The organism is Micromonospora sp. NBC_01796, from assembly GCF_035917455.1.
GTDB lineage: Bacteria > Actinomycetota > Actinomycetes > Mycobacteriales > Micromonosporaceae > Micromonospora_G.
Genome location: NZ_CP109078.1, coordinates 560,594 through 579,318, shown reverse-complemented (window position 1 = coordinate 579,318; position 18,725 = coordinate 560,594). Strand labels below are relative to the sequence as shown.

General features: G+C 72.1%; 15 protein-coding genes. 8 read left to right on the top strand and 7 right to left on the bottom strand.

Features of this window, described 5'->3' with window-relative positions:
- Positions 1–36 precede the first annotated feature (36 nt).
- The gene (locus OIE47_RS02645) at positions 37–693 is read left to right on the top strand and encodes a response regulator transcription factor (protein ID WP_326559871.1); all 657 of its coding nucleotides are present in this window, start codon (positions 37–39) and stop codon (positions 691–693) included.
- Positions 694–794: 101 nt separating this feature from the next.
- On the top strand, positions 795–2,174 hold the full coding sequence (locus OIE47_RS02640) for a sensor histidine kinase (protein ID WP_326562974.1): 1,380 nt from the start codon (positions 795–797) through the stop codon (positions 2,172–2,174).
- 98 nt (positions 2,175–2,272) lie between these two features.
- On the opposite strand, the gene OIE47_RS02635 is transcribed toward OIE47_RS02640, so the two are convergent.
- Together OIE47_RS02635 and OIE47_RS02630 are read right to left on the bottom strand one after the other, a co-directional pair.
- On the bottom strand, positions 2,273–4,351 hold the full coding sequence (locus tag OIE47_RS02635) for a tetratricopeptide repeat protein (RefSeq protein ID WP_326559870.1): 2,079 nt from the start codon (positions 4,349–4,351) through the stop codon (positions 2,273–2,275).
- 58 nt (positions 4,352–4,409) lie between these two features.
- Entirely contained in the window at positions 4,410–4,886 is a 477-nt protein-coding gene (locus OIE47_RS02630; protein ID WP_326559869.1) for a MarR family winged helix-turn-helix transcriptional regulator, read from the bottom strand.
- 47 nt (positions 4,887–4,933) lie between these two features.
- On the opposite strand from OIE47_RS02630, the gene OIE47_RS02625 reads away from it, so the two are divergent.
- Positions 4,934–5,455 carry a VOC family protein gene (locus tag OIE47_RS02625; RefSeq protein ID WP_326559868.1) on the top strand — a complete coding sequence of 174 codons (522 nt, stop codon included), beginning with the start codon at positions 4,934–4,936 and terminating at the stop codon, positions 5,453–5,455.
- Positions 5,456–5,524: 69 nt separating this feature from the next.
- Positions 5,525–6,460 carry a hypothetical protein gene (locus OIE47_RS02620; protein ID WP_326559867.1) on the top strand — a complete coding sequence of 312 codons (936 nt, stop codon included), beginning with the start codon at positions 5,525–5,527 and terminating at the stop codon, positions 6,458–6,460.
- Positions 6,461–6,559: 99 nt separating this feature from the next.
- On the opposite strand, the gene OIE47_RS02615 is transcribed toward OIE47_RS02620, so the two are convergent.
- Entirely contained in the window at positions 6,560–6,733 is a 174-nt protein-coding gene (locus OIE47_RS02615) for a DUF4236 domain-containing protein (RefSeq protein WP_326559866.1), read from the bottom strand.
- A 539-nt stretch (positions 6,734–7,272) separates the two neighbouring features.
- On the opposite strand from OIE47_RS02615, the gene OIE47_RS02610 reads away from it, so the two are divergent.
- Positions 7,273–7,794, top strand: a complete 522-nt coding sequence (locus OIE47_RS02610) for an NADPH-dependent FMN reductase (protein WP_326559865.1) — start codon at positions 7,273–7,275, stop codon at positions 7,792–7,794.
- Between the two features lie 161 nt (positions 7,795–7,955).
- Here the strand turns inward: OIE47_RS02610 and OIE47_RS02605 are convergent, their stop codons facing one another.
- Complete coding sequence (locus OIE47_RS02605) at positions 7,956–9,533, bottom strand: FG-GAP repeat domain-containing protein (RefSeq protein ID WP_326559864.1); 1,578 nt, start codon at positions 9,531–9,533, stop codon at positions 7,956–7,958.
- Between the two features lie 376 nt (positions 9,534–9,909).
- On the opposite strand from OIE47_RS02605, the gene OIE47_RS02600 reads away from it, so the two are divergent.
- Complete coding sequence (locus OIE47_RS02600) at positions 9,910–13,065, top strand: AfsR/SARP family transcriptional regulator (protein WP_326559863.1); 3,156 nt, start codon at positions 9,910–9,912, stop codon at positions 13,063–13,065.
- 120 nt (positions 13,066–13,185) lie between these two features.
- Positions 13,186–13,794, top strand: a complete 609-nt coding sequence (locus tag OIE47_RS02595; RefSeq protein WP_326559862.1) for a hypothetical protein — start codon at positions 13,186–13,188, stop codon at positions 13,792–13,794.
- 31 nt (positions 13,795–13,825) lie between these two features.
- Here OIE47_RS02595 and OIE47_RS02590 read toward each other — a convergent pair whose 3' ends face one another.
- The 3 genes from OIE47_RS02590 to OIE47_RS02580 form a co-directional block, all read right to left on the bottom strand.
- Complete coding sequence (locus OIE47_RS02590) at positions 13,826–14,281, bottom strand: RrF2 family transcriptional regulator (protein ID WP_326559861.1); 456 nt, start codon at positions 14,279–14,281, stop codon at positions 13,826–13,828.
- A 47-nt stretch (positions 14,282–14,328) separates the two neighbouring features.
- Entirely contained in the window at positions 14,329–15,471 is a 1,143-nt protein-coding gene (locus OIE47_RS02585; protein WP_326559860.1) for an AraC family transcriptional regulator, read from the bottom strand.
- Positions 15,472–15,627: 156 nt separating this feature from the next.
- Positions 15,628–16,098, bottom strand: coding sequence for a hemerythrin domain-containing protein (locus OIE47_RS02580; protein WP_326559859.1), 471 nt, complete (start codon positions 16,096–16,098; stop codon positions 15,628–15,630).
- Positions 16,099–16,347: 249 nt separating this feature from the next.
- Here OIE47_RS02580 and OIE47_RS02575 point away from each other — a divergent pair, with 249 nt between their 5' ends.
- Complete coding sequence (locus OIE47_RS02575) at positions 16,348–18,582, top strand: glycoside hydrolase family 44 protein (protein WP_326559858.1); 2,235 nt, start codon at positions 16,348–16,350, stop codon at positions 18,580–18,582.
- The last annotated feature ends 143 nt before the right edge of the window (positions 18,583–18,725 follow it).

Below are 18,725 nucleotides of genomic sequence, written 5' to 3'. Positions count from 1 at the left end.
TGTGGTCCGCCCCGGTCACGGTGGCACCCTTGGCGGGTGCGGTTGCTGGTGGTGGAGGACGAGGCGCGGCTCGCCGCTGCTTTGCAGCGCGGTCTGCAGGCCGAGGGGTTCGCGGTCGACGTGGCCGGCGACGGACGGACCGGTCTCGACCTCGCCCGGCACGGCGGCTACGACGCGATGATCCTCGACGTGATGCTCCCCGGACTCTCCGGCTACCGGGTGGTACGGCAGCTACGGGCCGAGGAGCAGTGGCTGCCGGTGCTGATGCTCTCCGCCAAGGACGGCGAGTACGACCAGGCCGACGGGCTGGACTGCGGGGCGGACGACTACCTCACCAAACCCTTCTCGTACGTCGTGTTGCTGGCCCGGCTGCGGGCCCTGCTGCGTCGGGGCGCGCCGCAGCGCCCGGCGGTGCTGACCGCCGGGGACCTCAGCCTCGATCCGGCCAGGCGGCGGGTGACCCGCGACGGCGTGGAGGTCGACCTGACCGCCCGGGAGTACGGGCTGCTGGAGTACCTGCTGCGCCGGGCCGGGCAGGTGGTCTCCAAGACCGAGCTGCTGGACCACGTCTGGGACGCCAGCCTGGAGACCGCGCCGAACGCGGTCGAGGTCTACGTCGGCTACCTGCGCCGCAAGATCGGCCGCGACCGCCTGCAGACCATCCGTGGTGCCGGTTACCGGCTGAACCAATGAGTCTCCGCGTCGCCCTGCGCCCCCGGTCGGTAAGGGTCTCGTCCGGTACGAAAAAGGACGGGGAGGCACCCTTTCTCCGGCTGAGACTGCGTACCCGGCTGATGGTGATCGGGGTGGCGGGACTCGCCGCCGGCCTGTTCGTCGGCGGGGCGCTGCTGGTCGGGGCACTGGGCTGGGCCCTGCAACGCACCGTCGACACCGAGGCGTTCAAGACCGCCGACGCGGTCGCCATGCTGGCCGCCGAGAACGCCCTGCCCGATCCGCTTCCGGTCGCCGGAGGGGAGGTACGCGTGCAGGTGATCGACGAGCGGTTGCGGATCCGGGCCGCCAGCATCGACGCCGATCGCCTCGTGCCGATGCTCAACCGGGAGCAGCTTGCCCGTACCCATGACCGGTCCGGGGTCTACATCCCCGGCCGGCAGATCGGCCTGACCGGTCCGGTACGCGTGGTCGCGGTGCCCGCGGGGCCGCCCGAGGACCCGCAGACCGTACTCGTGGCGAAGTCGATGACCGATGTCACGCAGAGCGTGAACATGGTGCGCAGCATCCTCCTGGTCGGGTTTCCGCTGCTGCTGGTCCTGCTCGCGGTGGTCGCCTGGCGGGTGATCGGTGCCACCCTCCGTCCGGTGGAGGCGCTCCGGGCCGGGGCGGAGGAGATCACCGGAGGTGCCCGTCCGGGGCAGTTGCCCGTACCGGCGTCACGGGACGAGATCCATCGGTTGGCGGTCACCCTCAACGGCATGCTCGACCGGATGGAGTCGGCCCGGGTACGTCAGCGGGCCTTCGTCGCCGACGCCGCCCACGAGTTGCGCAGCCCACTGGCGAACATGCGTACGCAGTTGGAGGTGGCGCAGCACCTCGGCGACCGTACGGACTGGCCGGCGGTCGCCGACGACCTGCTTGCCGACACCAAACGGCTGAGCCGGCTCGTGGACGACCTGCTGCTGCTGGCGCGGGCCGACGACGGGATACCCCGGCAGCGCCGGTCGAGTGGGCCGATCGAGCTGGTGGAGTTGGTCGACGGTGTGGCCCAGCGGTATGCGTCGCCGCCGGTGCGGGTCGTACCGACGGCCGGGGACGCATGGACGGAGGGTGAGCCGGACGCGTTGGACCGGGTCCTGGCGAACCTCCTCGACAACGCGGTACGGCACGCGGCGGGCGAGGTCGTGGTGACCGTGGTTCCGCAGCAGGACGACAATCAGGGCTGGCACCTGGTGACCGTCAGCGACGACGGTCCCGGCATCCCTGCGGCGGACCGGGACCGGGTGTTCGACCGGTTCACCCGGCTGGACGACGCCCGGGCCCGCGACGGCGGCGGAGCCGGCCTGGGCCTGGCCATCGTCCGTGAGCTGGTACGCCGCCAGGGTGGCACGGTCCGGCTGGCCGACGCGGGCGCCGAGGTCGCCGGCACCCGTCCCGGCTCGGCCCCCGGTCTCCGAGTCGAGGTACGGCTACCGGCGGCAGCCCGACCGCCCGACTGACAGCGGCAGCCCGACTCTCCGACTGACAGCGGCAGCCCGACTCTCCGACTGGCAGCGGCAGTCGATTCTCCGACTGACAGCGGCCCGGCCGACCTGGATCAGCTCGACCGGTTGGTGCAGACCGGCTTGGTCCGCCCGACCAGGTCCACCGAGTAGACGACGGCCACGGTGAAGCAGTAGTCGGTGTTCCGGTTCAGCGAGTAGACGATGAAGTTGGTGGTCCCCGGCGCCAACTCGTAGATGGCCCGCGGCTCCTGGCCGGTCCGTCCGGCCGACACCACCACCGGACCCTCGGCACCCGGCGGGTAGATCCAGGTCAGGCTCACACTGTCCCGGCTGTCCCGGATGGCCAGAGCGGTGGGCGGCGCACCGGGGGAGACCTGTGGTGCCGCGACCGGGCCGGGCACGGTTGCCTCGGGTGTCGTGCCCGCGGCCGGGCCGCTCGGCGTCGGTCCGGTGGGGCCGGTCGGTTCCGGATCGGCGTCACCGGTCAACGCGAACCCGGCGACCACCGCGACCGTGCCGAGCAGGACCACCACCAGGCCGGCGAGGATGACCGGCAGGGTGCGCCGCAGCGGCCGGCGCGGTGGCTGGTAGATCCGGACGGGCAGTTTGGCCTGCGTCCGACGTTCCGGCAGGTGCCTGGTCCCGGTGCCCCCACCGGCCTCGCGGAACGGGTCCCGGCCGCTGTCGGGGTCGGCCGTCATGCCGGGAACGGCGGGCGGCAGCGGGGACGATCCGCCACCGGGCGTGCCGTGGTTCCAGGCGGCGCCGGTCGGTGCGTGGTCCCAACCGGACCCGGTCGGTGCGTGGTCCCAGTCGGTGCCGGTCGGTGCGCGGGCCCAGGAGTCGTTGTCCTGGTCGGCGGGGTGTTCGGTCCGCCAACCCGTCCGGCCGGTGGACGTCCAGCCGGCCCGCTGGTCGTCCGGTCCGTCGACGGGCTCGTCCGCCGGGTCGGACTCGGCCCGGTCGGGCGGCCACCACTGGTTGTCCCGGTCCGTCGCGCGGTCGTCGGCCGGTGGGTAGACGGTGTCGGCCGAGGACGCGCCGGGGCCGAACGGCCCGTGGTCGGCCGGTTGCCGGGGCGGTGGCACGCGCGGTGGCGGCATCCGGGGCGGGGGGAGCGAGGGCGCCGGCTCGGCGTGCGCCGGATGGCTGTCGGTTGGTGCCCCGTATGCGTCCACGGCGGAAACGTCCGCCGGGGCGGCGTAGGTGTCGGCGTCCGCCGGGTAGGTGTCGGGGGGAACCGGGTAGGTCTCGGCCGCGGGTGGATATCCGCCGGTCGCGGCCGGGTACGCGCCGGTCGGGGACGGATTGCGGTCCGGGGCGGCATAGCGGTCGGGCGCGGTGTAGCGGTCCTGGGCGGTGTAACTGTCGGGCGGGGGCGCGGGGCTGTCGGCCGGGGTCGGGTAGCCGGCGTTCGGTCCGGCCGTGCGATTGCCCGGCTCGTCCGGATCGGCGGACTCGGCCGACTGGCCGTCGTGGCAGCTGTGGTCGGGATTCGCCGCCGCTCGGGCGAGTGCCGCCACCTGGGCGGCGAGCGGATGGTCGGCGGGCAGGTGCTCGCGACACAGTTCCCGGGCCAGGGCCAGGTGCTCGTGCGCCTCGGTGAAGTGCCCGCAGTCGCGCTGCATCGCGCCGAGCCGGGCGAGCATCCTGATCCCGCTGAGGTGACCGTCGCCGTACACCTCGCGGTGCAGTTCCCAGGCGTCCTCGAGCCGGTTGCGGGCGAGCTGGCACTCGCCCTGGGCGTACTCCACTGTGGCGAGGTCGGCGTGGGCGGCGAGCACCCGCAGGGATTCCGGACCGTCGTTCGCGGTCAGCTCGATGATCACGTCACGGTAGAGCCGGGCCGCCCGTTCGTGGCTGCCGACCCGGTGCAGGACCGCCGCCAGGGTGGCCGCGCTGGCGACCGTACGCTGGTCGGAGGGGCCGTAGAGCCGGTCGGCGGCGGCGTACGCGAACGAGGCCCAGCCCCGTGCGGAGTGCGGTTCGCCGAGGGCGACCAGCACCCTTGCCTGGAGCCCGGCCGCCTCGGTGAGTTCCGGTGAGGCGTTCGCCGGGCTGGGATCGGCGCTGTTGAGGGCGGCACCGAGCAGTTCCTGAGCCCCGGCCAGATCGCCGGAGGCCACGAGCTGTTGCGCCTGAGGGGTGAGATCGCCGAAGCCGGGAGACACGTCCCATCGTGCTGGTCCAGCAACGTTCAGTACAAGGGGCCGATGGGGGGCAGTTTGGTCATGATGCCGGACGTTTCGGGTCGAGATGGTCGACCAATGCTTCGCTGATCCGCCGCAGTTGGTCGATCTGTGCTGGGCTGAGCGGGTCGAACAGGTGCCGGCGTACGCCCTCGACGTGGCCGGGTGCGGCTGCGGCGAGCGCGGCGAAGCCCTGGTCGGTGAGGACGGCGAGCTGGCCGCGCCGGTCGGTGGGGCAGTCCTCGCGCCGTACCCAGCCGGACTGTTCGAGTCGCCCGACGGCGTGCGAGAGCCGGCTGCGCGACGAGCCGGCCGCCTCGGCGAGTTCGCTCATCCGCAGCCGGCGGTCGGGTGCCTCGGAGAGGTGCACCAGGATCACGTAGTAGGCGTGCGGCATGCCGGCGTCGTGTTGCAGCTCCCGGTCGAGGGTCTCCATCAGCGCCTGGCTGGCGGCGAGGAAGGTCCGCCAGGTGCGCTGTTCTTCGGGATCGAGCCACCGGGTCATGATGCAGAGCATAACCCCAGTGGTTGAACGCTCAACTATCTCGCGGTACCGTTGGTCCCATGGGTATCCACCGGCTCAACCACGCCGTACTCTTCGTCAGCGATCTTGCCCGGAGCGTCGCCTTCTACCGTGACGTGCTCGGCTTCCGGCAGGTCGCGATGACGCCGGACAACTTCGCCGGGGCCGCGTTCCTCCAGGCGCCGGGCTCCACCAACGACCACGACCTCGGGCTGTTCGAGCTGGGCACCGGTGCCGGCCCGTCCACCGCCGGTCGGAGCACGGTCGGGCTCTACCACCTCGCCTGGGAGGTCGACACCCTGGACGAACTCTCGGCCACCGCGCTGCGGCTGAGCGAGGCGGGCGCGCTCTCCGGCAGCTCCGACCACGGCACCACCAAGAGCCTCTACGCCCACGACCCCGACGGACTCGAGTTCGAGGTGGTCTGGCTGGTCCCGGCCGACCAGCTCGACGACGCGGCGATCGCGGCGCGCAAGCGCATCGGCCGGCTCGACCTCGACCGCGAGAAGCAGCGGTACGGCGGGCAGACGCGCGGCGGCGTCGGGATCTCCGTACCGGTCTGACGGGTTCGGCCGGTCGCCCGGAGCGGGGCGGATGTGACACCGGCGCGGGTGGCACGGTAGAACCGCAGGATGGTTCCCGATCCGATCGCCGCCGTCATCCGTGACCTGCTCGTTCGTCAGGTCGCCGAGTGGGCCCCGGGCGCCCTGCAACGGGGCCGCCGGGCCACCCTCGTGTACGCCTACACCGGCGCGGACACCGGTACGGTCGAGTCGGTCCTGCGGGTCTTCACCGGCCTGACCGACTCGTTGCGGGGGCGTCGACTGGCGGCGGTGGTCCTCGCCGCGTCGCCGGGCGACCCGGGGCTCGGCGTCGACCAGAGCGGACTGCCCGCCGAGGTGAGCGTGTACGCCGTACCCGGTGGGCTCGACCGGCTGGCGGTGGTGCTCAAGGCGGCCGGCGCGGCCGGCGCCCCGGTCCTGGCCGTGCTGGACGCGAGCCACGGCCCGGCACCGTCCCCGGCCACCCTCGCGGCCCTGGCCGCCGGGCGACCGGCGGAGTTGCTGCTGGTGCTCGGTGACACCGCCCGGGCGGGGTCCGACCATCGCGTGACGGTGCCGGAGGCCGGGTTCGACCTGCTCACAGAGGTGGAGCTGGTCGGTGGGCCGGAGCGGGAGCCCCGGCTGGTGGTCTTCGGCACTTCGTCCGGCAAGCGGCTGGAGGCGTTCATGGACGGGATCTGGACGGTGGGCCACGGCATCGGGGTGAGCTACCGGGATCCGCACGGACCTGGTGAGCCGGTGGAGGTCACGCCGAACCCGTCCCCGGACCCGCTCGCCTCGCGGCTGTTGGACCGGCTCACCAGAACCGGCCCCGGTACGGTCAGCGAGCTGCGCCTGTTCGCGATGACGCGGAGCATCTACCGCGCGGAGGACACCAACCGGGCGCTGGCCGGACTGCTCGCCGCCGGTCTGGTCCGCCGCGAGCCCTCGTCCGGGCGGCTCGGCGGTGACGTGCTGGTCGAGGCGGTTGCGCCCGTGCCGGATCAGCCGTCGGTGGACGGTTGACCGGGCCGGACCCGGCCACAGCGGTCGACCGCAGGGCATCCGTACCTCGGATACGGTGAGGGGCCGGCGGGTTCGCCGGCCCCTCATCCGATTCCTCGGTCAGCGCTTGTCCTGCTTCCAGGACAGTGGTCCGGGCAGGTCGACGCGGTGTGCGCGGGCCTTGGAGTTCCACGACCAGCGGCCGATCTTGATGCTCCAGGAGGAAAAGCCGTTCTCGGTGAAGTTCAGGATCAGTGGGCCGAACTTCTTGCGCTTACGGAACATCAGACCCATGGCCGTGCTCCCTTCGTAAAAACAGTCGGTGTCGGGGGGACGGATCGAAGGTTCCCCCGGCGACGGTCCGGCAAACCTCCCGTTGTCCTCATCGGACGGAGGCGATGCTGGCCAGGAACCCGCCCGAGGACGAAGAACATCAATGAATAATCCTACTTATCACATGGGATTTAAGGAGTTGTTCTGGCCATGACGCCGCAGGTCGATCAGGTAGCCGGGCAAAAGTCCCGAATGGTGGATGGGGGTTGACCGGCTCCTGGTGCAGCGGCAGCATGGGGGGAGGCAAGGGTGGGCCGAGCCTGTCAATCCCATTTCCCACGGCCATGTCCGCTTGCCGGGTCCCGATTATCCGTCCGGCAGTCACCGCCCGTTGTCGCGCTGCTTCGCAGCACGCGCCGCACAACCACCGGTGACGGTCGCTCCCTCCCCGGGTCGCCGGCCACCGATGTCCGACCGACCCGTTCCCCGATCCGTTGTGGATTTCGGCCGCCGCCCGTTCCGTCGGGTGAGCCGGCCCAGTTGCGCCGAGGAGTGACACCATGATCGTCACCGTGTCCGGCGATCCGCGTCCCCACTCATCCACCCTGGACCTGGCCGAACGGGTCAGCGCCGCGATCGCCGCCCATCTCGCCCAACCGGCGCCGGTCACCGTCGATCTCGCCTGGCTGGCCCCTCACCTGCTCACCCCGGACAGCGTCGAGGTCACCCGCGCCGTCGACCTGGTCTGCCGGGCCAGCCTGCTGGTCGTCGCGACCCCGACCAGGCAGGGCGGGTACGCGGGCGTACTCAAGCTGCTCGGTGAGGCCCTGCCCGCGGAGGGCCTGCTCGGGATCGGGGCGGTGCCGGTGGTGACCGCACCCGAGCCGCGGGGCACCCACGAGACCCACCGGCAGCTTGCCGAGTGGCTGACCGCCCTGGGTGCCTCGGTGGTGGACCCGCCGCTGCTGGTGCCGGACACGCTCGTCGCCCGGCCGAGGGCGGTGGCACTCGCGTACGCCGCCCGGCTGTTCGGCACCCGGCCCGCCGTACCGGCCCGTCGCGCGGTGCGACTGTCCGCCTGACCTGGGCCGACCCCGTTACCTGCTCCGGCCGCCCGGACCAGTGGCTCGCGGCTCTTCTGCCGCCCACGTACCAGCTCGGCCTGCGCCTGTCACCGCGAACGTGACCCGCCCCGGGGACCGATGGACGGTCGCCCGGGGCGGGTTCGGGTGTTGCTCCGTGGTTACCAGTTCCCCAGAACCAGGCGCCCGTCGACCGGGCCGAGGTTGTACTGCCCGGAGGTGTACCACCGGCCGAGCGAGCTGATCCCGCTCCGGAACACGTAGTGACCGAAGGTGCCGTCGCCGAGCTGGTACGTCATCACGATGTCGTCGATCCCGTCACCGGTCACGTCACCCGAGGCGGCCCGGTTGCCCACCTGGCTGACGGTGAACGAGGGAGCGGTGAAGTCGGTGGTGCGGCTGAACGACGAGCCGTTCGACGTCCAGCGGTGGATCGTCATGGCCCCGCCACCGTCGTCGTGTACGAGGGCCGGCTCGGCCTTGCGGTCGCCGGTGAAGTCACCCACCACCAGCCGGGCGCCGACCGGGCCGAGGTTGTACTGCCCGGAGGTGTACCAGCGGCCGAGCGAGTTGACCCCGCTCTTGTAGACGTAGTAGCCGAAGGTGCCGTCGGCGAGCTGGTACGCCATCACGATGTCGTCGATCCCGTCGCCGGTCACGTCACCCGAGGCGACCCGGTCGCCCACGTTCGCCAGCTCGAACGACCCCGTGGAGGAGTAGTCGGTGGTCCGGCTGAACGATGTTCCGGTCGAGATCCATCGGTAGATCGTCATGTCTCCGTCGCCCTCGTCGCGTACCAGGGCCGGTTCGGCCTTGCCGTCGCCGGTGAAGTCACCCACCACCAGCCGACCGCCGACCGGGTCGAGGTTGAACGGCCCGGAGGTGTACCAGCGGCCGAGCGAGGTTATGCCGCTCTTGTACACGTAGAAGCCGAAGGTGCCGTCGCCGAGCTGGTACGCCATCACGATGTCGTCGACGCCGTCGCCGGTCACGTCACCCGAGGCGACCCGGTCGCCCACGGCCGCCAGGTTGTACGAGCCCGAGGAGGTGTAGTCGCTGGTCCGGGCGAACGACGACCCGGTCGAGGTCCACCGGTGGATGGTCATCGCACTGCTGCCGTCGTCGTGCACCAGCGCCGGCCCCTTCGCTCCGGCCGAGTTGTCGAGACCGGTACGCCGGATCGGCTTGTACGACAGGAGGTCGCTCCATCCGTTGAACCCGCGTGCCCCGGTGTTGTTGTCCGCGTACGGGTTCTGCACGGTCTGGCCGTCGCTGTTGAAGGAGTAGACGTAGGCGCCCTCGGTGTGGTCGTTGCGGTTCTTCCAGTGCGAGAACAGTTCCATGTGTCCGCTGCGGACCATGGCGTCGCCCGGCTGGAAGTCGTGCAGGCTCCCGAGGGTGTCCCACATCGCGTTGTCGCCCTGGAAGTCGTCGGTGACGTAGCTGCGGGAGAGGTGCCAGGCCATCGAGACCAGGCCGGAACAGTCGCGGCGGTAGGTGTGGGAACCCTCGGGGTCGCTGGCCCAGGTTCCGGTCTGGGTGTACGTGATGTCCCGGTCGACCCAGTTCTGGGCGCGGTCGATGATCTCGTCGCGACCGATCGGCCCGTTGAGGGTCGACGCCTGCGCCGGGGCGGTGGCGACCAGCGTCCCGGCGGCGATGGTGAGTACGCCGAGCGCGGCACCGGTGATCACCCTGGCCAGGCCACGGATCACGGCAATTCTGACGAAAAGCTTCACAGCTACGTCCTTCAGTTGAATGGTGTTTGCAGGTCGGAACGGACTTTCCGGGCGGTGCCGGCATCACGACAGCCGCATTGGCTGCCGTCGAAGCGCCGGCTACAGTCATCGCGGACGCACACCACCGGGAGAGCCGCCGTTCCGGTCGCGGCTCCCTTTTGGTCGTCCGATGAAGTTGTGGCTTGCGGCTCCTTTCCGATGGAGGTCGGGTGAGGTCTCCGATGGCGGGTGGCGGCCTGCCCACCACCACCGGAGCGGTGCGTGGCAAAACGTTCGCAGCCGGGCCGGTAACGAAACTGAACGAATCCTTGACACCCCCGACCAGCGGAGTTCAGAGCCGGTGGAGCGGTGGTCCTACGGGTGCGGGGGCGGTGCCGTGGAACTGCGGATACTCGGCGAACTACAGATCATCGGCGCGGCAGGGCCACTCGAACTCGGCCCGCTGAAACAGCGACTGGTCCTGGCCGCCCTGGCCGTTGACGCGGGCCGGTCCGTACCGCCCGAGGTGCTGATCGACCGGGTCTGGGACAGCTCCGCGTCGATCGACGCACGCGGCGTGCTCTACACGTACGTGACCCGGATCCGGCGGCTGTTGTCCAGTGCGGACACCGGCGACGTCACCCCGATCACGCTGGCCCGACGTCCGTCCGGTTACCTGCTCGGCCCGGCCGGCGATCGGTTCGACCTGCACCGGCTCCGTACCCTTGCCGAGCAGGCGCGCGAGTTGGGGTCGGAGGACCCCCGGCGGGTCCGGCTCCTGCGCGAGGCCGTCGACCTGTGGCGCGGCGACCCGCTGGACGGGTTGCCGGGGGACTGGGCCGCCCGGGTCCGGGAAGGGCTGCGGCAGCAATTGCTGGGGGTACTGCTCGACTGGGCCGACAGCGAACTCCGGCAGGGGCGCCCCGGACCGGTCGCGGATCGGCTCGCCCGGGCGCTGGAGCGCGATCCGCTCGCCGAGCCGGTGGTACTACACCTGATGCGGGCGCTGCACCTCGGCGGCCGCCGCGCCGAGGCGCTCGACCAGTACGCCCGTACGCGTGCCCTGCTCGCCGACGAACTGGGTGTGGATCCGGGCGCCGAGCTGCGGAAGCTGCACCAGGAGATCCTCCACGACGAGCTTCCCACCCGCTTCTCGGTGGCAACCGTCGAGCCGGTGACGCCACCGGTTACGGTGCCACCGCCGGCCGAGCCGGGGCCGTGGGAGAGCGACGAGGTGGCCGACCCGACGGGACCGGGCTGCCAGCTCCCGGCCGCGCTCCCGGACCACACCGGGTGCGAGGCGGAGATCGCCGAGGCGCTCACCCTGCTGGCGGGGCCGGAGCGGTCCTCGACCCCACGGCCGCCGCTGATCCTGGCCGGACCCGGCGGCATCGGCAAGACGTCGTTGAGCATCCGGCTGGCCTACCTGCTGCGGGACAGCTACCCGGACGGTCAGATCTTCGTCGGGCTCGACGGTCGGCGCGGTGACCCGGCCGGCGCCCTCAACCAGGTGCTGCGTGCCCTGGGCGTGTCCAACGTCCAGCAGTTGCGCACCCTGGAGGAGAAGCTCGGGCAGTACCGGGCCGCGCTCAGCGGTCGCCGGATCCTGATCGTGCTCGACTCGGCGGTCAGTGGCGAGGAGGTGTTGCCGCTGGTCCCCGGTGCCGTGGGCAGTGCCCTGATCGCGTCGAGTCGGGCCCGGCTGACCACGATTCCGGGGGCGCACCACCTCGAGATGCAGATGTTCCGAGACGACCAGTCGCTGACGCTGCTCGGGCGGATCATCGGGACGGAGCGACTCGCGGCCGAGCCGGAGGCCGCCCGTACGGTGGTCGAGATGTGCGCCGGCCTGCCGCTTGCCCTGCGTATCGCCGGTGCGCGGCTGGCGGCCCGACCACACCGACGGATCTCCCGGCTGGCCGACCGGCTCCGTGACGAGCGCGGACGACTCGACGAGCTGACCGCCGACGGCCTGGCGGTACGGGCGAGCGTCGCGGTCGGTTACCGCGGCCTCAGCCCGGCGGCGCAACGCGTCTTCCGGCTGCTCGGGTTCATGGACTCGCCGAGCTTCGCCGACTGGCTCGCCGCGGCACTGACCGGTGAGACGGTGGACATGGCCGAGGAGCTGCTCGAACAGCTCGCCGACGCACGGCTGGTGGAGGTGGCCCAGGACCCGGTGCACGGGGTGGTCCGCTACCACATGCACGACCTGGTACGGCTCTACGCCCAGGAGTGTGCCGTCCACGAGGACACCGAGGAGGCCCTGCACCTGGCGGTCGCCCGGGTGCTGCGGGCCGCCACGGAACTGTGCGAACGGCTCGGGGAACGGCTGCCCCACGCGGTGCCGCCGCTGTACCGGCAGCCGCCCATCCCGGTCAGCCTGGAGTCGTACGTGCTCGCCGCGGACCACCTCCGGCCCGGCTGGCTGGACGCGGAGGGCCCCGGCCTGGTCGCGGCGGTCGAGCGGGCCGCCGAGCTGGGCATGGACGGCGCCTCGTGCGCGCTCGCCGACGCGCTGGTCTTCGCGTCGTTCGCCGTACACAACGACTTTGTCGGCTGGGACCGTACGCACGCGGCGGCGCTCGGTGCCGCCCGCAAGGCCGGTAACCGGGTCGCGCAGGCCGTCATCGAGTGCGGCATCGCGCTGCTGCGGTACAAGGAGGACCGGTTCGCCGAGGCCGAACGGTACTTCTCCTCCGCGATAACTCTCTTCGACCAGGCCGGACACCAACCAGGTGCCGCCGCGGCACGCAACGGTCTGGGCTCGGTGTTGCGTGAGGTGGGTCGGCACCGCGACGCGATTCCCCTGCTGGAGGCGGCTGCTGTCGCCCTCACCCGGCACGGTGACGAGGACGGCGCCGCATACGCCCTCTATGGTCTCGGGCACTGTCACCGGGAGCGGGGCGACGACGCCCGGTCGATCGAGTGGCTGGAGCAGGCGATCGACCGGTACCGCGCGCTGGACCACTGGCGGGGCGAGACGATCGCGGTTCGGGGCATCGGCCTGGTGCACCGGGCACGCGGCGACCTGGAGGCGGCGGAACTCTGGTGCTCCCGGGCAGACGACATGGCCAGCAGCAGGGCGGACGCGCATCTTGCCTGCTACACCGAGCAGGCGCTGGCCAAGGTCTGGCTGCGACGAGGTGAGGTGGACCGGGCCCGGGAACCGCTGGAACGCTCCCTGTCGGCGTGTCATCGGCTGCACGACCGGCTGGGGGCGGCACTGGTCCGGCGGACGATCGGCGAGATGCACCTCGCCGCCGGCCGACTCGACACCGCCCACGACACACTGCAGCAGGCGTACGGCGCCTGGCGCGAACTGGACCACGACCTCGGCCAGGCGCGGACGCTCCGGGACCTCGGCGCGGTGCACGCGCTACGCGGTGACCGGGACGCGGCCCACGCCGCCTGGGACGAGGCCCGGTCGACGTTCCAGCGGTTGGGTACCCGGGAGTCGGGCGAAGCGGACGGGTGGCACCTGCGGTGGAACTGCCCGTGCGACCTGACGCGGCCCGGTGCGGCTGACCGCTCGGGCCTGGCCGGGGTCGTCTGAACGCCACCCGACCAGCCGTTCAAGGTTTGGTTCAGCTTCGAGAAAGGCGCCTTTCCTACCGTCGTGACCGGACCGGGGCAGTGGCCCCGGAGGGAACTGACGACGAGATGCGAGGCGACCATGAGGACCCGAGGCGCTACCGCCGTACTGGCCACCACGTTGGCCCTGACCTCCGCGATGGTGGGGTGTGCCCGAGCCGACGAGCGGCGTACCACGCAACCGACCCCGCCGACCGTCGCGACCGCCACCGCCTCGACCCCGCCGCGTGTGCCGATCGAAGGCAGCGGCGCGCCGGCGGCTCCGGACGGCGTCGCCCCGGCCAACGCCGACGCGGTGGGCGGGGCAAGCGGTCCGGGCGGGCGGTCCGGGCAGCGCGGTCACGATTCCCCGAACCCGACCGCGCCACCGGCACCGGCACCGACCGCACCGGTGGCGGACGATCCGTCGTGCGCTCTCGCCGTACTGCTGCCGGCGACCCGGGTGTTGGTCGACGACCGGTCGGCCGGGGTGACCGTCGATCGAGTCGAGGTGTTCGGTTGCCGGAACGCGTACGCCCGGCTGATCGCGCTGCCCGCGCGGAGCACCGACGTGATCCCCTCGAATCAGGTCTTCCTGCATCTGGTGGACGCGACCTGGCGCCTGGTCGGCCGGGCGTCGGCGGGTCTGGACTGCGGTGACGACGGCCTACCCACGGAGATCGCCACGGCGTGCGCGGCCCTGTCCCGGTAGGCCGTGGGCAGGTGGTAGCCGCCTCGTGCGCCTAGCGCGGCTGCCAGGCGTCCGGACGGGTGGTCAGCTTCCGTACGTGGGCGGGCATCCGTCCGCTGACCAGCTCGGCCAGGCTCACCTCGTCGACCACGTCGCGTACGGCCGCCCGCACCGCGACCCAGAGCCGGGGCAGGTTCTCGGCGGCGCCGTCGTACTGGGTCTCCTCGGGGCGCAGCCCGCGTACGCCGGCGAGGGGACCGTCGACGGCGCGCAGGATCGTCCCGACACTGACCTCGCGGGGCGGGCTGGCCAGGGTGTACCCGCCCTCCGCGCCGCGCTGCGCCCGGACGATGCCGGCCCGGCGCAGGTCGGCCAGCACCGCCTCGAGGAACTTGCGCGGCATGTCCTGCTGCTGGGCGATGGCCTGGGCCGACATCAGCGACGGGTACGCCGAGGCGAGACTCAGTGCCGCCCGGACCGCGTAGTCGCCGCGCGCTGAGATTTGCACGACACCATCATGCCTGCGGACGCTGTCGAACAGGCAACAGGCTCGCGCTAAGTGCGCACGGACGCGTGCGGTGGCGTTCCGACCAGGGGTCCGGATGTCACCGGCCGCTGCCCCGGCACCCGCTGCTGGCCCGGCTGCCCGGCGCCGATCCCGTCGCCCGGCCCGCCACCGCCACCGGCGCCGGGGCCGATTCCGCCGCCCGTGCCGGCGGCCCGCTGCCGCTCACCGATGGAGCTGCCGCCGATCGGACCGCCGTCGGTTGGGCCGCCGCCGAGAGGGCTGCCGTGCGACGGGCCGTCGAGCGAGCTGCCGCCGGTTGGGCTGCCACGGTCGAGGCCGGCTCGGAACGTACCGGGACTCTGGCCGACCTCGCGCTGGAAGAACCGGCCGAAGTTGGTCGGCTCGGGAAAGCCGAGTGTCCGCCCGACGTCGGCGATCGGCTCCTCGGTCGCCGCCAGCAGCCGCCGGGCCTGCAACGCCACCCGGTCGTCGACGAGCTGCTTCGCGCTGCGCCCGGTCGCCGCCAGGCAGGCGCGGGTCAGCGTACGCACCGAGCAGCCCAACCTGGCGGCGTAGTCCTCCACCCGTCGGCTGGTCCGGTAGTGCTCCTCGATCTCCCGGCGCAGCCGACGGTAGGTGCCGGTCGTCTCCGCGTTCGCCGTCGGTGCGTCGACCCCGGCCTCCTGGTCGGGGAGCAGGGCGAGCCGGAGCAGCAGCACGGCGAGCTGGTGGCGGAGCAGTTCGGCGGCGAGGGGACCACCGCCGTGCCGCTGACAGTCGACCACGAGTTGGCTCACCTCGTTGATCACCGCGTCCTGGTCCTCCCCGGCGAGCTGCCAGTGGGTGGTGCCGAACGGATGTCCCGTGGTCCCGTCGGAGGCGATCCGGGCCAGCACGTCACCCGTCCAGCAGATCACCACCGCGTCCAGCCCGGTCGGGCCGTCGGCGCGGATCAGTTGCCCCGGCCGGACCAGGATCAGCGTGCCGGGCCGGCACTGGTACGTACGGAAGTCGACCTCGTACGTTCCGTGCCCGACGGTCACCAGGATCAGGACGTGGTGATCGAGCAGCACCGGCCGTCTCCGCCCGGGATCGACCGACAACTCGCGCAGCGTCGTGGTGCCGATGCCCGCCCCCGGTGCGGGAGCGGACCCGGCCGTGTCGGGGGAAGTCTGACCGAAACGGACCATCCGCCTGACGGTAGCCGCAGCTCAACCGCCGCGCATCTGCGCACGCCGAGGCGTGACTGATCGATTTGCGCGGGGTGACCGGATGGGACCGGCACCGAGCCGGCTGGCGGGACCCACCGGACGGTGGGCCGGTGCCGGCCCCGGCGGCGGTGGTGATTACTGACCGGGCGTCGGGTCGTCGATGCCGTACACCTTCAGTTCGCGGACCCGCTCGGTCTCGAAGGTGGCGCCCGCGCGCTCCAGCAGCGCCGGGTCGTCGTCGACCGCGAACTCCGGCAACACGTCCGTCTCCTCCACCTGGATGTGGTGGGTGACGGCGTCGGCGAACTCCTTCAACGCCTCCTCGAACCGCTCGCTGTCCGGGTCACAGGACCGCAGCGCGTCCAGCCGCTCCTGCGCCGGGCCGAGGTCCGGGATCGCGGGCGCCGGTCCCGCCGCCGCCTCGGCCGGCTTCGCCGCCCCGGCCAGCAGGGGATACACCTGCTCGGTGGCGCTCCGGTGGGCGGTCAGCCGGGCCGCGACCTCGTCCACCACCGCCACCCGGTCGACATCGGGGTCCCGAAGTTGGTGGAGCAGTTTCTCCAGGACCCGGTGGTCGGACTGGATCAGGCTTACCGCGTCGGTCATGGTTCTCATCCTCCTGGAGCCCGGGCAGTCGCGGGGTACCCGCGCCCAGCCCGGACCAAACGGCCGACGGCAGCAGCCATCGACGTTGATCGTTGACTGGTCCGGTCGCGGATCGGTAACGTGACCGCAGTCCGGGCTGGACGAGCGCGGCGGGAGCACGCCCGTGGGGCGATGGCTGTCGCCGCACCCCCATCACCTCCACCGTCCGCCCGCGCCCGTACGGGCGCCGGAGTCTCCGGGAGTCCGCCCATGCGCCACCGATCCATCCCGCTCGCCGTCCCCGGTCGGCCCGCCCCGCGCGCCCGCACCGCAGGCCTGCTGGTTGTCACCCTGCTCACCACCACCACCGCCGGTCTGTTACCCGCCGGATCCTCGTCGGCCGCCGCCCGGTCCGACGCACCGAGGGCCGGGACGAACGCCGCCGGGCCGGCACTGGAGATCGACCTCGCCGCCGACCGGCAGCCGATCAGCCCGCACATCTACGGCATGAACTTCGCCGACGAGGCCCTCGCCGACGAGCTTGACCTGCCGGTACGCCGGTGGGGCGGCAACGCGACCACCCGGTACCACTACCGCCACGACACCAGCAACCGGGCGTCGGACTGGTTCTTCGAGAACATCGCCGAGGCGAACGAGGACCCCGACGCGCTGCCCGACGGGTCCACCACCGACCGGTTCGTCGAGCAGGACCGGCGGACCGGCAGCGACACCATCCTGACCGTGCCGCTGATCGGCTGGGTGCCGAAGGCCCGCGACGGCTCCTGCGGTTTCTCGGTAACGAAGTACGGGGCGCAGCAGCGTACCGACGAGTGGCGGCCGGACTGCGGCAACGGGGTGCGGCCGGACGGGACCCCGGTCACCGGCAACGATCCGCTCGACACCAGCGTCCCGGCCGGTGGTGCCTACGTACGCGACTGGATCGGGCATCTGACCAGCAAATACGGCACCGCCGCGGAGGGTGGGGTCGGGTTCTACAATCTCGACAACGAGCCGGACATCTGGCATTCCACCCATCGCGACGTACACCCGCTCGGGGCCGGTTCGGTCGAGCTGCGGGACCGGGCGTACGAGATCGGGGCTGCGGTCAAGGCGGCCGATCCCGGTGCGGCCACCCTCGGCCCGGTCGGCTGGGGGTGGAGTTCGTGGGACTACTCGGGCCTGGACCAGGAGACCTGTGGGCGTACCGGGTGCTGGGCCGACCCACCGGACCGGGCGGCGCGCGACGGACTGCCGTTCACCACCTGGTACCTGCAACAGATGAAGCGGTACGAGGACGAGCAGGACCTGCGGGTGCTGGACTACTTCGACATGCACTTCTACCCGCAGGCGTCCGGGGTGGCGTTCGGCAACGGCTCCGACCCGGCGACCAACGCGCTGCGGCTGCGTTCCACCCGCGCGCTCTGGGATCCGTCCTACCTGGATGAGAGCTGGATCAACACCCAGGTACGGCTGGTGCCCCGGATGCGGGAACTCGTCGCGGCGAACTATCCCGGCACGAAGACCGCGATCACCGAGTACAACTGGGGCGCCCTGGACCACATCAACGGCGCCCTGACCCAGGCCGACATCCTCGGCATCTTCGGCCGGGAGGGGCTCGACCTGGCCACCCTCTGGGCACCGCCGTCCGCCGACCAGCCCGGCGCGTACGCGTTCCGGATGTACCGCAACTACGACGGTGCCGGCGGCCGGTTCGGCGACATCGCGGTACGGGCCGGCAGCGCCGACCGGGAACGCCTCTCGGTGTACGCGGCCGAGCGCTCCACCGACGGGGCGCTGACCGTGATGGTGGTCAACAAGAGCGGGGTCGAACAGACGAGTACGGTCTCGCTGCGCGGCCGGACGGCCCCTCACGCCCAGGTCCACCGGTACGCCTCCACCGACCCGACCTCGATCGTGCGGCTGCCGGACCAGCCGATCCTGGTCCCACCGCCGTACGCGGGCGCGCCCTCGGGTGTGCTCAACCACACCTTCCCGGCCGACTCGGTGACCCTGTTCGTGGTCGAGAAGCCGCCGCCGGCCGTCCTGCCCGCCCTGTCCGTACGGCACCGGAACATGGACTGGGCGCCGACCGACAACCAGCTCAAGCCGGTCCTGCTGCTCGACAACGTGGGCGCCGTCCCGGTGCCGCTCTCCCGGCTGACGCTGCGCTACTGGTTCACCAGGGAGGGCGGGACCGCGCCGATCAACGTGTGGTGCGACTGGGCCGAGATCGGCTGCGCGAAGGTCAGCCGTCGGGTGGTGCCGCTGGCGGTGGCGCGTACCGGGGCGGACGGTTACCTGGAGGTGGGTTTCCCGCCGGAGGCCGGCACGCTGGCGGTCGGTGCCGGGACCGGGCCGGTCAAGCTCCGGGTGAGCCGGGCAGACTGGGCTGCGTTCACCGAGACGAACGACCACAGTTGGGTGCCGGCGGCCCCCGGTTACGCCGCGAATCCCCGGGTCACCGTCCATCTCGACGGGGTCCGGATCGCCGGCACGGAGCCCTGACGGGTCTGGGCTGAGTCGCAGGTCGTCAGGGGCGCGGTGGCACCACCGGGGCACGGTCGGACCCGAGGGACGGGCGGGTCCGGAGGGGTTGCCCCGGTGGCGGCACCGCGACTAAGTTACCGAACAGTATCGGATGGGTTAGG

What these genes read in the sequence shown, in the direction of transcription:
- OIE47_RS02640 (WP_326562974.1), top strand. Translation starts at nt 795, where the DNA reads ATGGTGATCGGGGTGGCGGGACTCGCCGCCGGCCTGTTCGTCGGCGGG.
- OIE47_RS02630 (WP_326559869.1), bottom strand. Translation starts at nt 4,886, where the DNA reads ATGCTCTGCATCATGACCCGGTGGCTCGATCCCGAAGAACAGCGCACC.
- OIE47_RS02625 (WP_326559868.1), top strand. Translation starts at nt 4,934, where the DNA reads ATGGGTATCCACCGGCTCAACCACGCCGTACTCTTCGTCAGCGATCTT.
- OIE47_RS02620 (WP_326559867.1), top strand. Translation starts at nt 5,525, where the DNA reads ATGGTTCCCGATCCGATCGCCGCCGTCATCCGTGACCTGCTCGTTCGT.
- OIE47_RS02615 (WP_326559866.1), bottom strand. Translation starts at nt 6,733, where the DNA reads ATGGGTCTGATGTTCCGTAAGCGCAAGAAGTTCGGCCCACTGATCCTG.
- OIE47_RS02610 (WP_326559865.1), top strand. Translation starts at nt 7,273, where the DNA reads ATGATCGTCACCGTGTCCGGCGATCCGCGTCCCCACTCATCCACCCTG.
- OIE47_RS02595 (WP_326559862.1), top strand. Translation starts at nt 13,186, where the DNA reads ATGAGGACCCGAGGCGCTACCGCCGTACTGGCCACCACGTTGGCCCTG.
- OIE47_RS02585 (WP_326559860.1), bottom strand. Translation starts at nt 15,471, where the DNA reads ATGGTCCGTTTCGGTCAGACTTCCCCCGACACGGCCGGGTCCGCTCCC.
- OIE47_RS02580 (WP_326559859.1), bottom strand. Translation starts at nt 16,098, where the DNA reads ATGACCGACGCGGTAAGCCTGATCCAGTCCGACCACCGGGTCCTGGAG.
- OIE47_RS02575 (WP_326559858.1), top strand. Translation starts at nt 16,348, where the DNA reads ATGCGCCACCGATCCATCCCGCTCGCCGTCCCCGGTCGGCCCGCCCCG.